Here is a 16,613-nt window from a genome sequence, read left to right as displayed (position 1 = left end):
ACGATCACCTTCCCGTCCGGCGAGCCCTCCCCCACCCCGGCGGCACCCGGATCCGAGTACGTCCCGGCATGCGGTTGGATGAGCACATGGGGACTTACGACGCGCTTCTCGTGGTCTCGTTCGGAGGCCCGGAGAAGCCGGACGATGTGATGCCGTTCCTGGAGAACGTGGTGCGCGGCCGGGGGGTTCCGAGGGAACGCCTGCTGGAGGTCGAGGCCCACTACCAGCGATTCGGCGGAGTCAGCCCGATCAACCGGCAGTGCCGCGACCTGATCGCGGCCGTCGGGCCGACCGTCGATCTGCCGATCTACTGGGGCAACCGCAACTGGCACCCTTACCTGGAGGACACACTCCGGCAGATGGCCGCCGACGGGGTGCGCAGGGCGGCGGCGTTCGTCACCTCCGCCTACGGCTCCTACTCCTCCTGCCGGCAGTACATCGACGACATCGCCCTGGCCAGGGCCGCCGTGGAGGACGCCCCGGAGATCGTCAAGCTCCGCCACTACCACGACCACCCGGGCTTCGTCGCGGCCATGGTGGACCACACCCGCCAGGCCCTGGACCGGCTGCCCGCCGAGCACCGGGACGCCGCGCGGCTGGTCTTCACCGCGCACAGCATCCCGACCTCCATGGCCAGGACGGCCGGGCCCGGCGGCGGGCTCTACGAGACCCAGCTGGCCAGAACGGCCGCGCTGGTCGTGGCCGGGCTGGGCGGCGACCGGGAGTGGGACCTGGTCTGGCAGAGCCGCAGCGGCGCGCCGCACATCCCGTGGCTGGAGCCCGACGTCTGCGACCACCTCGAGGAGCTCGCCGCGCAGGACGTCCCGGCGGTGGTGCTGGTCCCGATCGGCTTCGTCTCCGACCACATGGAGGTCGTCTACGACCTCGACGTGGAGGCCAAGGACCTGGCGGCCAAGCTCGGCCTCCCGCTGACCCGGGCCGCCACGGCGGGCACGCACCCGCGGTTCGTCGCGCTGGTCGGCGAGCTGCTGGCCGAACCGGAGCCGACGGCCTGCGGGATGACCTGCTGCCCGGCGCCGCCGCGCCGTCAGGGGCCGAACGGCTCCCACGGGTAGCCGGGGCCCTCGCCGGCGGGCGCGGCTCCCACGGGTAGGCGCGGGCCTCGCCGGCGGGCGCGGCTCTCACGGGTAGGCGCGGGCGTAGGCCTCGGATATCGACAGGACCTTCCTGACGTACGACCACGAGTGGTTGTAGAACCAGACGGCCTTCTCCAGCTTCTTGCCGCCCTGGCCCGCGCCGTTGGCGCACAGGTAGTTGGCCGCCGAGGGAACGGCGTCGTAGGGGCTCCAGATGTCGGCCACGCCGTCGCCGTCGCCGTCCACGCCGTAGGCCTTCCAGGTCGCGGGCATGAACTGCATCGGTCCCTGCGCACCGGCCGAGGACGGGCCGTTGTTGCGCCCGTGCGAGCTCTCCACCTGGCCGATCGCGGCCAGCACCGTCCAGGACAGGCCGGGGCAGACCCCGGCCGACTTGCGGTACAGCTCCAGGTAGGTGCCGGGCCGCCCGACCGTCACCCGGCCCGCCGCCCGCGGCCGCGGCGGGGTGCTCGCCCGGGCCTTCGCCGGGGCGCTCGCCGCGCGGCGCTCGCCCACCGCGACCACCTGCGCCCCCGAGCCCAGCAGCTTGCGCACCCCGGCGTCGAGCGCGCTCGCCGCCCTCTCCGGGCCGTGCACCAGCAGGGCCGCCCCGGGCAGCAGTCCCAGGCGGCGTCCCGTCTCCTCCCCCACCAGGCCGTCCACCCCGGGCAGCCCGAACGGGGCCGAGGCCGCGACCCGCAGCCGGGGCCCGCCGTCCACCTGGTAGTACGAGCCGAGCGCGAGCCCGAGGCGGCGCACCGCCGTACTGTCGGCGACGAACTCGCCCCGCAGCAGCGCGTTCCAGACCTCCTGCTGCCCGGCCACCTCCTCGGGCGCCCAGGCGCGGAAGCGGGCGGGGTCGACCGCGAGCAGGTTGAGGCCGACCCCGGAGACCTTGACCGCCCCGCCGTCGAAAGAATCGATCTTCTCGACGTGCTTGAGCCCGGCGATGTCCCGCTTGGTCTGGTGGGTCAGGGTGGAATGGGAGATCACCATCACCCGGGGCGGCGTGGGGGTGATCCCGGGGCCTGCGGTGACCTGGGCCGTCTCGGCGGGTCCGGCCCCGGCGGACGGGAGCGCGGCGGACGGGACCGCGGCGGGCTCGCGGGGCTGCGGGGCGAGCGCCGCCAGGTCGGGGACCTCGGCCCGGACGGCGGCCGCGCCGGAGACCGCCGGGGCGGGGGCCAGGAGGGGCCGTGCGACGAGGAAGACCGCGCCGCCGGCGGCGGCCAGGGCGAGCACCCCGGCCAGGAGCGCGAGGAGGACCTTCGGCCGGGGAAGAGGCTCGGCCGGGCTCATTTTGGCTCCAACGGGACGCGGTATGTACTGCCATGCACAAAACTGTTTGCAGTCTCGCCGTTTTGTGCGGAAAAGTCAGGCGAATTCATACATTGCAGGCACGAAAGGGGAATATCGGTGGTCGGGCCGTATCGGGAGCTGTTCAGCAGGCCCGGCGTCAAGGGCTTCGTGATCTCGGGGCTGATCGGGCGGATGCCCATGTCGATGCTCGGACTCGGCATCATGCTGCTCATCCAGGAGCTCACCCGCTCGTACGGCATGGCGGGCGCGGTCGCGGGCACCGTCAACGTCTCCTACGCCGTCGCCGCGCCCCTCATGGGACGCCTGGTGGACAGATTCGGTCAGGCCAGGGTAATCGTCCCACTCGTTCTCACGCACGGTACCGCGCTGGCCGCCCTGATGCTCTGCGTCGAGTTCGGTGCGCCGTCCTGGACCCTGTTCGCCGTCGGCATCGTGATCGGAGCGGCCGCGGTCCCGCTCGGCTCGCTGGTGCGGACCCGCTGGACCCACCTGCTGGGCGGGACGGACCAGCTGCACACCGCGTTCTCGTTCGAGTCGGTCGCCGACGAGGTCGTCTTCGTCGCCGGGCCCGCGCTCGTCACCGCCCTGGCCACCATGGTCAACCCGTACGCCGGACTGATCGTGACGCTGGTCTGCGCGGTCGGCGGCACACTCGTCTTCGCCATGCAGCGCGCCACCGAGCCGCCGGTCCGCGTGGGCGGGAAGCACTCCGGCACGCCGATCACCATCCCGGGGATCGCCCTGCTGTCCTGCGTCTTCCTGGCCATGGGCGCGGTCTTCGGCGCGGTCGACCTGATCACGGTCGCCTTCGCCGAGGAGCGCGGGGTCAAGCCCGCCGCCGGTCTCCTGCTGGCCGCGATCGCGAGCGGCAGTCTGATCTCCGGGCTCTGGTACGGCGCGCGACGCTGGGAGGCCTCCCTGCGCAGCCGGTTCATCCGCGCGCTGGCGGTGTTCGCGGCGGGGTTCACCCCGATCGCGCTGATCGGCGACGTCTGGGTGATGGCCGTGGCGCTGTTCGTCGCCGGGCTGGCCATCTCGCCCACGATCATCGCCGGTTACGCGCTGATCGAGCGGCTGGTCCCGGCCCACCTGCTCACCGAGGGCATGACCTGGGTCTCCACCGCGGTCGGGTTCGGCGTGGCGCTCGGCGCCTGGGCCGGCGGGCGGCTCACCGACGCCTACGGCGCTTCCGACGCCTACGTCTTCGCCTTCGGATGCGCCCTGCTGGCCGTGGCCATCGGGATCGGGGGCTCGGCGTGGCTGCGCACCCCTGTTGCCCGGCAGAAATCATGAGTATCTTTCATGTTTATGAGCGAGTTCCGTAACTGGGCGGGCAACCAGTCCGCCGTGCCCGCCGAGATCCGCACCCCCTCCTCGGCCGGGGAGGTGGCACGTGCCGTACGGGACGCCGCGGCGTCCGGCCGGCGGGTGCGCATGGTCGGCACCGGCCACTCGTTCACCGGGGTGGCGCTCACCGACGGCCTGCTGCTGCGGCCGGAGGGACTGACCGGGATCCTGGAGACCGGCGAGGGCTGGGTGAGGGCGGCGGCGGGCACGCCGCTGCGGGAGCTCAACGAGGAGCTCCACCGGATGGGCCTGGCCCTGGCGAACATGGGTGACATCACCGCCCAGACGCTGGCCGGGGCCATCCAGACCGGCACCCACGGCACCGGCCGGGACGTCGGGGGCCTGGCCGACCAGGTGCTCGCGCTGGAGATGGTGCTCGCCGACGGTGAGATCGTCACGGTCCGCGCGGACGGCGGGGGCCAGGACCGGGACCTGTTCGACGCAGCCCGGGTGGGCCTGGGCGCGCTCGGCGTGCTGACCTCGGTGACCTTCCGGGTGGAGCCGTCCTTCCTGCTGCGCAGCGTCCGGCAGCCGATGGCGCTGAGCGAGATCCTCGGCTCGCTCGACACGATCACGGCGGAGAACGAGCACCTGGACTTCTTCTGGCTGCCGCACACCGACACCTGCCTGACCAAGCGGAACAACCGCAGCCCCGGACCGGCGAACCCGCCGGGGGCGTTCAAGCACTGGCTGGACAACACGTTCCTGGAGAACACCCTGTTCGGCGCGCTGTGCGGGATCGGCGCCCGCTTCCCGGGCGCGATCCCGCGGCTGAACGCGGTCTCCGCGGCGGCGCTGTCCGCCTCCGCCTGCACCGACACGTCCTACAAGATCTTCACCAGCGTGCGGGAGGTGAGGTTCCTGGAGATGGAGTACGCCATCCCGCGCGAGCGCCTCGGCCAGGCCCTGCGCGAGACCCGCGACCTCGTCGAGCGGAGCGACTGGAAGATCACCTTCCCGATCGAGGTGCGGGTCACCCCGCCCGCCGACGCCTGGCTGTCGACGGCCTACGGCCGCGACACGGCCTACATCGCCTGCCACATCTACCGGCCCACGCCCAACCCGGCCTACTTCGAGGGCGTCGAGGAGATCATGACGCGGCTCGGGGGACGCCCGCACTGGGGGAAGCTGCACACCCGCGACGCCGCCTACCTGGCCGGGGTCTACCCGCGGTTCGCCGACTTCCGGGACCTGCGCGACCGGCTGGACCCGGACCGCCTGTTCGCCAACGACTATCTGGACACCGTCCTGGGCCCGTGAGCCGGCCGCTCCCGGTCACCGACGGTCCACCGGCGGTGGACCGCCGGCGCCCCGGTGGCGGCCCGGCCGCCGGCGGCCGGTGATCAAAGGGCGCGCCAAGGATCTCCAGCGGAAACGGCGCAGCGGCGTGTCCCGGGGTTCCGCCGGCCCTCCGGAGGGGCACATTCTCACGGAAGCGCCGCGATACCCGACCCGAGGAGCCCCCCGGAGATGACCTTCCCCCGCCGGTTCCCGGCTCTTCGCCCAAGTTCACAGCGTCGGGAGAGGTTATTCGGAAGAATCCGTCGAGGACCTCGGATCCGCCGCTCCGCCTCGCCGTCTGATAGTGGACGAATGTAGCAAATGTGACTGGCGTCACATCGCCGCTGGCCCCTTCCAGGAAGGCGATGTTCGGACATGCCGGGTACGGTGCTGGCAGGCAACCGGCACACGCGAGAGACTCAAGGGTCCGGGGGAAGAATGAGCACGACGACGAAGGGACTCGCATGCAGGAGCTCCGACTCGTCGCGGTGAGTGAGGACGGGACCTACCTCGTGCTGGCGACAGCCGGCCGGGGCACCCGGTTCACGCTGCCCGTCGACGACCGGCTCCGCGCTGCCGTCCGCGGCAACTTCTCCCGTCTCGGCCAGTACGAGATCGAAGTGGAGAGTCCGTTGCGCCCCAAGGAGATCCAGGCTCGGATCCGCGCCGGCGAGACAGCCGAGGAGATCGCCGCGACGGCGGGCATCCCGGTCGAGCGCGTGCGGTGGTTCGAGGGTCCCGTGCTCCAGGAGCGGGAGTACATGGCGCAGCAGGCACAACGTTGCGCCGTGCGGCTGCCCGGCGACTCCGCGCCCGGTCCCACCCTCGGCGACCTCGTCGCCGAGCGGCTGACCCGGCGCGGCGTACCCGCCGACGAGATCGACTGGGACTCCGCCAAGCGGGACGACAACATGTGGCGGATCAAGCTCGGTTTCGTGTGGAACGGTCACACGCGCAGCGCCGAATGGCTCTTCGATCCGCGCCGCCGCCACATCACCCCGCACGACGACGAGGCCATGCGCCTGTCCGCGAGCGAATACGTCGACCCGGCCGAGGACACCAAGGTCACGCCGTTCGTGCCCCGCGCGGCCAAGCTCGCCCCGGTTCCGCCGCTGGCGCCCGAGCCGCTGAGCCAGCCGCCCGTGTCCTTCCCCGCCGTGGTACGGCAGGAGCCCTCCACCCCGGTCCGGCCCGCCTACGGGCAGCAGGAGCCGCCGGCGCCGTACCTCCAGCCCGAACCCCCCGCCGTGGCCGCCGAGGTCCCCGTCGCCTACGAGCGGCCGCCGATGCCGCCGCTCCCCGAGGGTTTCGAGCCGCCCGCCATCCCGTCGGTGCCGCCGCTGCGCGCCCCGGGCCCGGGCAGCCCGGAGGCGGTCAGGGGCGCCGGCCCGCTCCGGGCGCCGAGCTCCGCGAGCTCCGCGGAGCCCGCCGAGTTTGCGGCGTCCGCTGAGCCCGTTGAGGTCGCGGAGCCCGTTGAGGTCGCGGAGCCCGTTGAGGTCGCGGAGCCCGTTGAGGTCGCGGAGCCCGCGGAGCTCGGGCCCGCCGCGATCACGCCTTCCGCGCCCGCGGACGTCCGGCCGGTTGAGGATTCCGGACCGCCGTGGATGTCCGGGGTCCCGGAAACGCCTGCGGTCCTGGAGACCGCCCCCGTTCCGGAGACGCCCGCGCTCCCGGAGACCTCCTCCGTCCCGGTGTCCGGAGAGAGCGGCGGTCCGGCCGCCGTCCCGGGATCCGCCGCCGCGGCCTCCGCGGAGCCGGCCCCCTCCGGGGAGACCGCGCAGGCCGCAGGGAAGACCGCCGAGGCCGCGGTCGTCGTGCCCGCGGCCCGCCCCGGCGAGGCCCCGCGCGACGAGCGCCCGAAGGACGAACCGGTCCGCAAGGAGACGGAGGAAGCGGTCGCCGCGGAGCCGCGGGCGGCCGAGCCCGCTCCGGTCGGCGAGCAGCCGCGGGAGAACGTGCAGACCTCCGGCGCCGGCCCCCGGGAGGGAGCCGGGACCGCCAGGCCTGAGACGGTCGAGGAGACCGCGGCGGCCGTCCGGGAGACCGGGGCGGGCGAGCAGCCGGGGGAGCGGCACACGCAGGCGCCCGCGGCCCCTGCCCGGGCTCCCGAGTCCCAGGCCCCCGCGGCCGAGATCCCCGCGCCTCAAGCTCCCGCGGCCGAGGATCCCGCGCCCGCGGCGGAACAGGCTCCTGCCCAGACACCCGCGCCCGCGGCGGAACAGGCTCCTGCCCAGACACCCGCGGCCCCTGCCCGGGCTCCCGAGCCCCGGGCCCCCGCGGCCAAGGCTCCCGCGCCCGCGGCGGAACAGGCTCCCGAGCCTCCCCCGCCCCCGGCCGCACCGGCTCCCAAGCCCGCGCCCACCCGCCCGGCCCGGAAGTCCCGGGGCCGCCGCGCGTCCGTCCCGACCTGGGACGAGATCATGTTCGGCGCCCGCCGCCCGGACTGACCGGCTCGCGCCCGCCGCCCGGCCCGCCCGATCCGGCAGGCCGGGCGGACGCCATCGCGGGCCGATCGCTCGATGAATCCCCGGGGCCGGCCGCGACCGGCCCCGCGGGAGAGCCCTGCTCGCCGCCGGGGAGGCCGCAGCCCGAGCGGCCCCGCAGGCGCCCGCCTACGCGGCAGGCCCTGCCTCGACTCCGCGGATTCTTGCCGGGCTCATCGCAGGAGCCCGCCTACGCGGGAGGCCCGGCCTCGACGAACGGGGCGAGCCAGTCGGGGGTGACCTCGGCGACGAAGCCGGTCCCCGCCGCCTCGCCGACGTCCACGGCGGCATAGCCCCCGGTCCCGGCGCCCACTCCGGCGGTGACGGTCACCAGCCCGGCCCTGCGCTGGAACCAGGTCTGGCTGAGCGTCCAGCCCACGACGGCGCGCCGCTCCACCACGGCCTGGGAACGGCGCAGCGACCCCGACCTGACCGAGAGGTGGGAACCGTCGTAGGTGTGGCCGAGCGAGCGGTAGCGGTCGAGGCCGAGCGGGACGCCCAGCGCCGCCAGGAGCAGGGCCGCCGCCATGAGGCCCCACCAGAACCCGGACTCGGCCACGGCCGCCGCCGCCGCGCACGCGGCGATCACCAGCCACGGGAAGATCGCCCGGAACAGCCTGCGCCTGCGCGCCGCCGCCGGATGGCGCCGCAGCTCGGTCGTGATCCGGCCGGCGGCCTCCCCCGTCACTTCCAGCGCCGTGACACGCGGCACGACGGGCAGGAGCTGGCCCCGGGTCTCCGAGTCGCCCAGGCCGGTCACGATCGCCCAGGTCCTGGCCATCCCCGCCCGGCGCTCGACCAGCCCTTCGACCAGCTCGAACCCGCGCACCCTGCGCCGCTCCAGCGACACGCTCCTGCGGGTGAGGAGCCCCCGCTCCGCGACCAGGTATCCCTCCCGCGACCGCAGGGTGAAGTCCCAGTTGAACACGGCGTACATGACCATGCCGACGACCGGCATCGCGAGCAGCAGGAGGACGAAGGCGGCGGCCAGCAGCAGGGGGTGCTCCCACAGCCACTCCCCCATGCTCCACACGGTCCGCTCGTCGATGTTCAGCTCGCCGCCCCACTGGAACGCCGCGCCCACGGCGCCGGCCACCAGCGCGAAGGGCGTCAGCAGATACGCCCCTGACAGGGGCCCGTAGAGGAGCCACTTGCGCGGCACCATGAGGAACACCCGGCCGGGAGCCGTTTCGGGGAACACCTGGCCGGGAGCCGCTTCCCCCGCTCCGGGAGTCCCGGAAGTCCCATGAGGCCCAGGAGTCCCGAGAGTCCCGTGACGGACCGCGGCGGGTCCCCCGGCGCCCGGCGCCGCACCCGCGAGATCCGGCACCGCGGTCGCGCCCCCCGGCGTCGCGTCCGTGAGACCCGCACCATCCGGGCCGGTGCGCGCCTGCACGCCCGCACGGGCCCGCGCGTGCCAGAGCAGCACGGCCTTGAGCCGCTCCGCCTCCGCGGCGGTCACCCCGTCGAGCTCGCCCTCCTGCTTGTCGCCGCCGCCCGCGCCGGTGTCGATCCGGAGGACGGCGATGTCGAGCAGGCGGTGCAGCGGCGGGGTGCTGACATCGACCCCGCGGATCCGCTCCAGCGGGATCGTCCGCACCGACCGGCTGATCAGGGCCCTGGTGAGCTCCAGCCGGTCACCGACGACCTGGTAGGTGAAGGTCGCCCAGCGGATGGCCGAGTAGACGACCGACCCGGCGATGCCGAACGCCGCCCACACGAACGAGCCGGGTGAGAACCCGCCGATGAACAGCACACCGGCCAGCGGCAGGAGGAGGGAGGGCAGCATCCGGAGCGGGTAGGTCAGCAGCACCTTGGGGCTGAGCCGCAACGGCGGGGTGGCCGGAGCCACCGGCACCGCCGGACCCGGCGGAGCGGGCGGCGGACCGTACGCGTAAGGGCCTGGCCCATACGGGCCGGGCGGGTTCGGACCGGTGCCATGGGGACCCGGCGGGTTCGGATCGGGCGGGTACGGGCCGGGTGGGGTCGGGCCAGGCGGCTGCGGAGGGGCGGCGTGGGGGCCGGACAACTGCGGGTCGGGCGGGGTCGGATCGGGTGTTCCGTGGCCGGAGGGGGCCTGGCCGGATTGATCGCTCACGTCGCGTCGTCCCTCAGTTCCTCGGCCCGCCGGGCGAGCCGGTCGGCGAGCTCGGCGGCCACCTCGTAGTCGAGACCTTTGATCGTGGACGATCCGGCGTGGGAGGCCGTACGGATCTCCACCGTGGCCAGGCCGAGCATCCTCTCGACCCATCCCTGCGCCTTGTCCACGGTCTGGATCCGGCTGACCGGGACGAACACCCAGGCCCTGCTGATCCACCCGGAGCGGGCGTAGACCACGTCCTGGGTGAGCTCCCAGCGGTGCGTCGCGTAGCGCCAGAGGGACTCCGTGACCGACAGCGCGACGAGGGTGATCCCGAGCAGCCACGGCAGGAGCGCGATGTTGTCCGGCACCCAGCCGGGCAGCCACGACCAGCGGGCCTCGCCGACCCATCCGGCGAGGGCGTACGAGCCGAGGGTCAGCAGGACCGACCAGAAGATCCCCTCCAGCAGCCACATCGCGATGGCCTTGCGGGAGACCGGGTGCACGGGGTCGCGGAGCGGGACGCCCGCGGGCCGTACGGCCGGCTCGCCCGCCTGGCCGCCCCTCCCCCGGCTGTCCGCTCCATCCCCGTTCACATGGTTTTGGTCGCTCACACCCTCAGCCTAAACGGTCATGGTCAGGCCGACGGGCGGGCCGTGTCAGCCATATGTCAGCGCCCCCGATCCCCCGTCAGCTCCGGGTCCGAAAAGTGTCAGTGGGCTTCTGCATTCTGGAGGAGCGAGCCGACGAAGGAGACGTGAAGATGCGATACGCCATCCAGGCAGAGGGTCTGGCCAAGCGCTACGGGGAGACACGGGCGCTTGACGGTGTCGACCTCGCCGTGCCGCAGGGCAGGCTGCTCGGCGTTCTCGGGCCGAACGGGGCGGGCAAGACCACCGCCGTGCGGATCCTGGCGACGCTGCTCCGGCCCGACGGCGGCAGGGCCGCGGTCGGCGGGTTCGACGTGGTGAAGGACCCGCACCGGGTGCGTTCGCTCATCGGGCTCACCGGCCAGTACGCCGCGGTGGACGAGATGCTCACCGGAGTGGAGAACCTGGTGATGATCGGCCGCCTGCTCGGCATGTCCCGCGCCGACTCCCGGCGGCGGGCGGTCGAGCTGCTGGAGCGGTTCTCCCTGGCCGACGCCGGGGCGCGGGCCGCCAAGACCTACTCGGGCGGCATGCGCCGCCGCCTCGACCTGGCCGCGAGCCTGGTCGGGCGGCCTCAGGTGCTGTTCCTCGACGAGCCGACCACCGGTCTCGACCCCCGCAGCCGCACGGAGCTGTGGAGCGTCGTGCGCGGCCTGATGGCCGACGGGGTGACGGTCCTGCTCACCACGCAGTACCTCGAGGAGGCCGACCAGCTCGCCGACGACATCCTGGTCTTCGACCACGGCAGGGTGATCGCCTCCGGCACCTCCGACGAGCTGAAGGCGACCACCGGGGCGCAGGTCCTGGAGGTCCGGCCGCTCAAGGAGTCCGACCTCGACCTGGTCGCGCAGGTCGTGGCCGACGTCATCGGCGAGACGCCGGACCTGACCGGCGGCAGGGCCACGGCGTCCGTGCACGACCCGGCGGTCGTTCCCGCCATCGTCCGCAGGCTCGACGACCTCGGCGTCGTCGCGACCGAGCTGGCGCTACGCAAGTCCAGCCTGGACGAGGTGTTCCTCGCCATCACCGGCCACCGGGCCGAGGAAGAGCCCGCCGCCGGGGCCGGGGAGAAGGAGGAGGTCTTCGCATGACCGCCATGACCACCACGACCGGCACGACGCCGACACCGACACCGACACCGGCGGGGCACGTCGGTCCGCTGGCCACGCTGCGGCAGACCATGACTCTCGCCTGGCGGAGCCTGGTGCAGATCAAGCACAACCCGTGGGAACTGCTCGACCTGAGCATCCAGCCCATCATGTTCCTGCTGCTGTTCACCTACGTGTTCGGCGGCGCGATCTCCGGATCGACGGGAGACTACCTGCAGTTCGCGCTGCCCGGCCTCCTCGTGCAGAACGCCCTGTTCTACACGCTGTCCACCGCGATCGGGCTGAACACCGACATCACCAAGGGCGTCTTCGACCGCCTGCGGAGCCTGCCCATCGCCCGGACCGCCCCGCTGTCCGGCCGGATCATCGCCGACACCGCCAAGCAGGTGTGGGCCTTCGCCCTGCTCGTCGGTTTCGGCATGGTCCTGGGCTTCCGGGTCGAGACCAGCGTGGTCGGCCTGCTGGGCGCCCTGGCCCTGCTGGTCGTGGTCGCCCTGGCCATGTCGTGGATGTCGGTTCTGATCGGACTGAAGGCCTCCAACCCGGAGAAGGTCCAGATGATCGCCTTCTCGACGATGATGCCGCTGACGTTCACCAGCAGCGCGCTGGTGCCCTCCCAGACCTTCCCCGGCTGGCTGGAGGCCTGGTCCGACATCAACCCGGTCACCCACCTGGCCGACGCCATCCGCGGCCTGCTGATCGGCGGCGACGTCGCCAGAGCCACGATGATCTCCCTGCTCTGGGCGGCGGGGTTCGCCGTGCTCTTCGCTCCGCTGGCGATCCGCGCCTTCCGCAGCCGCGTGTAGGGCCGTGCGGAACCGCGCGCGGCGCGGAGCACGCGGAGCGGATGAGGACCGGCCCCGGCACTGCCCGGGGCCGGTCCTTCGCGTATGCCGTACCGCGGGCCGGGCGGGAAGCCGAGCCATACCGCGAGCCGGGCGGGAAGCCGAGCCATACCGCGAGCCGGGCGGGAAGCCGAGCCATACCGCGAGCCGGGCGGGAAGCCGGGCCGTACCGCCGTCAGAGCCCTTCCGGCGACGCCCCGTCACGGCGGAGGTCCAGGAGGAGGTCCCGGCCGGCGCGGGAGACGAGTTCGTCGCGGGACAGGGCCCGGCCGTGGCCGTAGCACCGGGAGAACTCCTCCTCGCCGAGCGCGGCCCGCGTCCGCTCGGTGATCCGGACGTGGTCGAAGTCGACCACCACGTCGACGCCGCGGACCACCGCGGCGCCGCCGAGCAGCTCCGCCGCTCCGGCCGGGTCGTCCGCCGAGAGCCTCAACCCCGCCCCGCCGATCAGCAGCAGGCCGAGAAGGGATGCGTCCGACGGGCCCGCCACCTGCTCCAGCGCCGCGTCGAGCAACCTCCGGGCCCGGGTGAGGTCTCCCTCCTGACCGGCCAGGAGGCTCAGGGAGGCGTTGAGCACCGCCCTGATCTGACCGGGCATGCTCTCCTCCGCGTCCACCACCCGCAGGGCCTCGGCGTAGTGGCGTTTGGCCTCGGCGACGTCCCCGGCCTCGCGGGCGAAGTCCCCCCGGTAGAGGTGGAGGGCGACCAGGGACACCCGGTCCCCGGTCCTGCGGGTGCCCTGGATCAGCTCGTCCAGCAGCTCGCGCGCGGCGACCTGTTCTCCCTGCAGATTGAGGCCGAAGGCGAGCCTGCTGCGCAGGTAGGCGACCTCCTCGGCGGCCCCGGCCTCCTCCAGGACGGCGATGGCCTCGCGGACCCGTGCCAGTCCTCCGTCGGCCTCGCCCCGCAGGAAGTTCACCTCCGACAGCGCGGCCAGCGCGTTGCCGATCCCCCAGCGTTCCCCGAGCTTCCGGAAACCGCTCAGGCTGGTCTGGAGCTCTTGCTCGCTCTCGTCCACCCGGCCCGCGGAGAGCTGCTCGTACCCGCGGAACAGGCGTGCCAGGGCCAGAACCCAGGGATCCGGGTGGGAGGACATCTCGCGCAGGTGGCGGCCGTCGTCCGGGGGCAGCCCCTGGAACAGCGCGACGACCGGGCCCGTCAGCGCGACCAGGGGATGCCAGGGGGACTCGATCTCCTCGCGGGCCAGTCTGAGTGCCTCGGTCAGCTCGCTCCGCGCCCGGTCGAGCTCGATCCCGGTACCGAGCGCGTTGATCCCGTACGCCGCCCGGACCAGGGCCAGCGACGCGGGATCGACCTCACCGGCCAGGCCCGCACCCACCAGGTCTGTGCTCATCGAAGCTGTGTCCACCGGATCCGCGCCCACCAGGTCTGTGCTCACCGAGCGCGCGTTCACCAGGTCGAGGACCTCCCCGGCGCGCTGGGTGCCCTCAAGGCGGTGGCCGCGCAGCCACCAGTACCAGCCCAGGGCGCCGACCAGTCGCAGCGCCAGGTCCAGGCGGCCGGCCTCGACGGTCCAGCGCAGCGCGGCCGACAGGTTGTCGTGCTCGCGGGACATCTCGGCGATGGACGCCGCCTGGCGGCGGTCGCGCAGCCCGGGATCGGTCGCCTCGGCCAGCTCCGTGAAGAACAGCGCGTGCGCCAGCCGTACCCGCTCCCGATCACCCGACTCGGCCAGCCGTTCGGCGGCGTAGGCGCGGATGCTCTCCAGCATCCGGTAACGGGGCGCGGCCTCGTGGTCGGAGACCGCCAGCAGCGACTTGTCCACCAGCCGGGCCAGCACGTCGAGCACGTCGGCCCGGTCCAGCCCCTCGCCCGAGCAGATCCGCTCGGCGGCGTCGAGGGTGACGCCGCCCGCGAAGACGGACAGCCGCCCCGCCAGCCTCCGCTCCTGCCCGTCGAGCAGGTCCCAGCTCCACTCCACCACCGCGCGCAGCGTCTGGTGGCGGGGCAGCGCGGTACGGCTGCCGCCGGTCAGCAGGCGGAAGCGGTCGTCCAGCCGGGCGGCGATCTGCCCGGCCGTCAGGGACCGGAGCCGGGCGGCGGCCAGTTCGATGGCCAGGGGCATGCCGTCGAGCTCGCGGCAGACCCGCACCACCGCCTCAGCCTCCGACTCGGGCCGGTAACCGGGGCGTACGGCCGCGGCGCGCTCGGCGAACAGGCGGGCGGCCGGGTAGCCGAGCGCCTCGCCCGGGTCCCCGCCCGGCGGGGGAAGCTCCAGCGGCGGCACCGGCCAGGTCAGCTCACCCGTGATGCCCAGGGGCTCGCGGCTCGTGGCCAGGATGCGCACCCCGGGGCAGCCGGCCAGGACCCGGTCGGTGAGCTCCGCGGCCGCCCCGACCACGTGCTCGCAGTTGTCCATGATGATCAGCAGCCGCTTCCCGGCCAGGGCCGAGACCAGGCGGGAGAGGGGGTCGCGGGCGGCCGGGACGGGGATGACGCCGGGCGGCGCCTTCGGGGAGCCGTCGCGCAGGCCCAGCGCGGCGGAGACGGCCTGGGCCACCTCGGACGGCTCGGCCACCGGGGCGAGCTCGACCAGCCACACCCCGTCGGGCATCAGGCCGGTGACGGCCTCCGCCGACTCGACCGCCAGCCGGGTCTTGCCCGCGCCGCCGGGACCGAGGAGGGTGACCAGCCGGTGCCCGGCGAGCAGGTCCGTCACGCGGGCCATGTCGTGCTCCCGGCCGACGAAGCTGGTGAGCCTCGCCCGCAGGTTGCCGGGCCGCGCGTCCGGCATCGGGAGGACCGTCCGGGTCGGGGGAGTCACTTGAGACGGGGCGGAGGCGGAGGCCGGGGTGGACACCGGTACGGAGACGGGAGCCGCATCGGAAGAAGGGGGCGGTGCGGAAGCCGGGATGGGGGCGGGGGAAGCCGGGATGGGGGCGGGGGAAGCCGGGGCGGGGGAAGCCGGGGCGGGGGAAGCGGGCCGAGTCTCGTTCCCTAGCCGTTCCCGGCGCAACATCGCCAGGTGGAGCTCGGACAGCGCGGGCGAGGGGTCCGCTCCCAGCTCCCGGGCGAACGTCTCGCGGGCCTCCTCGAAGGCGGCCAGCGCCTCGACGTGGCGGCCCGAGCCGTACAGGGCGCGCATGAGCTGGCCCCGCAGCCGCTCCCGCAACGGGTGCGCGGCGATCAGCGCGGGCAGCTCGGCGGCGGCCTCGGCCTCCCGGCCGAGCAGCAGGTCGGTCTCGATCCGCTCCTCCAGCGCGGTCAGGCGGAGCGTGTCCAGCCGGGCGAGCGAGGCGGCGACGACCTCGTTCCCGGCCAGGTCCGCCAGGGCGGGACCGCGCCAGAGCGCCAGCGCGGCGCGGAGCGCGCCGGCGGCCTCGGCCGGGAGTCCCGCGGCGAGGGCGGCCCGGCCCTCGGCGGTCAGGCGGGCGAAGCGGTGGGCGTCCACCCGGTCGGGCTCGACCGCCAGCCGGTATCCGTCCGCCCGGACCTCGACCAGCCCTCTCCGCTCGCCCAGCGCGGCCCGGAGGCGGGAGACCAGGGCCTGCAGGGCGTTCGCCACCGCGACCGGCGGCCGGTCTCCCCACACCCCCGCGACCAGCCGGTCGATCGGGACGGGCCGGCCCGCGTCGAGGAGCAGCAGCCCGAGGAGCGCGCGCAGCCGCTGCCCGGCGATCTCCACCTTCTCACCGCATGAGCGGACCTCCAGGGGACCGAGGACCGCGAAGCTCATTTCCGTGTCCAAGCTCACCCCGCCCACCCCACGATTCTGTCTGATTCGTCGCTATTGTCACGCCATGAAACCCCGAGATCCGGTCAGCGCACCTCCCAGTTCCGCGTAGCATCATCGGGCATGGGGCTGTCGAACACGTCTGCGCGCCTACGGCGCACCGCCAGCGCGGTGACCGCCGCCGGGCTCGTCGTCGTCTCCTCCGGCTGCGGGATGGTGGGTGGCAGCGCCGCCTCCGCCGAGGGGGTCCAGCTGGAACCGCTCAGCGTCACGAGCCCCACGCTGCAGGACGGCGGCCCCCTGCCGTCCGACTACTCCTGCCACGGATCGATGGGAAACCCGCCGCTGCGCTGGTCCCGCGTGCCGGACGACGCCAAGTCCGTCGCGATCGTGGTCGACAACAACAACTCCCGCACCGGCGCCGAGGTGCACTGGGTCGTGCTCGACATCGACCCGCGCACGAACGAGGTGGCCGAGAACACGGTGCCGGTGGACGCCGTGGAGGGCAGAACCACCAACGGCAAAGTGGGCTATACGCCTCCGTGCCGTCGTCAGGAGAACTATCGTTTCACTGTCTACGCGCTCAAGGGGAAAGTCGATCTCGATAAGGGTGCCCCCCTCTCCGAGACTCTCCGGAGCATCGCGGACATGACGATCGCCTGGGGACGGCTCACCACGACGAACATCGAGTAACCGGGTAAACACCG

At 73.7% G+C, this 16,613-nt stretch carries 11 protein-coding genes; 7 read left to right on the top strand and 4 right to left on the bottom strand.

The window, feature by feature from the left end; genetic code table 11:
• Positions 1-86: 86 nt before the first annotated feature.
• Positions 87-1,076 carry a ferrochelatase gene (locus Plo01_RS14955; protein WP_203891167.1) on the top strand — a complete coding sequence of 330 codons (990 nt, stop codon included), beginning with the start codon at positions 87-89 and terminating at the stop codon, positions 1,074-1,076.
• Between the two features lie 66 nt (positions 1,077-1,142).
• Here the strand turns inward: Plo01_RS14955 and Plo01_RS14950 are convergent, their stop codons facing one another.
• Entirely contained in the window at positions 1,143-2,396 is a 1,254-nt protein-coding gene (locus tag Plo01_RS14950; RefSeq protein ID WP_203891166.1) for a lytic transglycosylase domain-containing protein, read from the bottom strand.
• A 117-nt stretch (positions 2,397-2,513) separates the two neighbouring features.
• Between Plo01_RS14950 and Plo01_RS14945 the strand changes: the two genes are divergently transcribed.
• The 3 genes from Plo01_RS14945 to sepH all read left to right on the top strand — a co-directional run bounded on the left by Plo01_RS14945 (position 2,514) and on the right by sepH (position 7,492).
• Positions 2,514-3,710 carry an MFS transporter gene (locus Plo01_RS14945; protein WP_203891165.1) on the top strand — a complete coding sequence of 399 codons (1,197 nt, stop codon included), beginning with the start codon at positions 2,514-2,516 and terminating at the stop codon, positions 3,708-3,710.
• A gap of 15 nt (positions 3,711-3,725) precedes the next feature.
• A complete protein-coding gene (locus Plo01_RS14940) occupies positions 3,726-5,024 on the top strand; it encodes a D-arabinono-1,4-lactone oxidase (protein WP_203891164.1) in 1,299 nt (432 codons plus the stop codon).
• Between the two features lie 485 nt (positions 5,025-5,509).
• Positions 5,510-7,492, top strand: coding sequence for a septation protein SepH (gene sepH, locus Plo01_RS40255; protein WP_239316355.1), 1,983 nt, complete (start codon positions 5,510-5,512; stop codon positions 7,490-7,492).
• Between the two features lie 226 nt (positions 7,493-7,718).
• Here the strand turns inward: sepH and Plo01_RS14930 are convergent, their stop codons facing one another.
• A complete protein-coding gene (locus Plo01_RS14930) occupies positions 7,719-9,386 on the bottom strand; it encodes a PH domain-containing protein (RefSeq protein WP_239316353.1) in 1,668 nt (555 codons plus the stop codon).
• A 236-nt stretch (positions 9,387-9,622) separates the two neighbouring features.
• A complete protein-coding gene (locus tag Plo01_RS14925; protein WP_239316351.1) occupies positions 9,623-10,222 on the bottom strand; it encodes a PH domain-containing protein in 600 nt (199 codons plus the stop codon).
• A gap of 149 nt (positions 10,223-10,371) precedes the next feature.
• Here Plo01_RS14925 and Plo01_RS14920 point away from each other — a divergent pair, with 149 nt between their 5' ends.
• Positions 10,372-11,349 (top strand): ATP-binding cassette domain-containing protein, encoded by a 978-nt coding sequence (locus Plo01_RS14920; RefSeq protein WP_203891163.1) that lies wholly within the window; start codon positions 10,372-10,374, stop codon positions 11,347-11,349.
• A complete protein-coding gene (locus Plo01_RS14915) occupies positions 11,346-12,173 on the top strand; it encodes an ABC transporter permease (protein WP_239316349.1) in 828 nt (275 codons plus the stop codon). The genes Plo01_RS14920 and Plo01_RS14915 overlap by 4 nt, the downstream gene beginning before the upstream one ends.
• 214 nt (positions 12,174-12,387) lie before the next feature.
• Here the strand turns inward: Plo01_RS14915 and Plo01_RS14910 are convergent, their stop codons facing one another.
• Positions 12,388-15,909, bottom strand: coding sequence for an AfsR/SARP family transcriptional regulator (locus Plo01_RS14910; RefSeq protein ID WP_203891162.1), 3,522 nt, complete (start codon positions 15,907-15,909; stop codon positions 12,388-12,390).
• A 120-nt stretch (positions 15,910-16,029) separates the two neighbouring features.
• On the opposite strand from Plo01_RS14910, the gene Plo01_RS14905 reads away from it, so the two are divergent.
• Positions 16,030-16,599, top strand: coding sequence for a YbhB/YbcL family Raf kinase inhibitor-like protein (locus Plo01_RS14905; RefSeq protein WP_203891161.1), 570 nt, complete (start codon positions 16,030-16,032; stop codon positions 16,597-16,599).
• Positions 16,600-16,613: the final 14 nt, after the last annotated feature.

Origin of the sequence: Planobispora longispora (genome assembly GCF_016863135.1) — a bacterium.
In the GTDB taxonomy this organism is placed as follows: Bacteria; Actinomycetota; Actinomycetes; order Streptosporangiales; family Streptosporangiaceae; genus Planobispora; species Planobispora longispora.
The sequence above is the reverse complement of the archived record's forward strand: the minus strand, read 5'-3'. Positions and strand labels throughout refer to the sequence as shown.

Excerpts from the sequence above, each read along its gene's own strand:
- Plo01_RS14955 (WP_203891167.1), top strand. The coding sequence starts at position 87 with ATGGGGACTTACGACGCGCTTCTCGTGGTCTCGTTCGGAGGCCCGGAG.
- Plo01_RS14950 (WP_203891166.1), bottom strand. The coding sequence starts at position 2,396 with ATGAGCCCGGCCGAGCCTCTTCCCCGGCCGAAGGTCCTCCTCGCGCTC.
- Plo01_RS14940 (WP_203891164.1), top strand. The coding sequence starts at position 3,726 with ATGAGCGAGTTCCGTAACTGGGCGGGCAACCAGTCCGCCGTGCCCGCC.
- sepH (WP_239316355.1), top strand. The coding sequence starts at position 5,510 with ATGCAGGAGCTCCGACTCGTCGCGGTGAGTGAGGACGGGACCTACCTC.
- Plo01_RS14920 (WP_203891163.1), top strand. The coding sequence starts at position 10,372 with ATGCGATACGCCATCCAGGCAGAGGGTCTGGCCAAGCGCTACGGGGAG.
- Plo01_RS14915 (WP_239316349.1), top strand. The coding sequence starts at position 11,346 with ATGACCGCCATGACCACCACGACCGGCACGACGCCGACACCGACACCG.
- Plo01_RS14910 (WP_203891162.1), bottom strand. The coding sequence starts at position 15,909 with ATGAGCTTCGCGGTCCTCGGTCCCCTGGAGGTCCGCTCATGCGGTGAG.
- Plo01_RS14905 (WP_203891161.1), top strand. The coding sequence starts at position 16,030 with ATGGGGCTGTCGAACACGTCTGCGCGCCTACGGCGCACCGCCAGCGCG.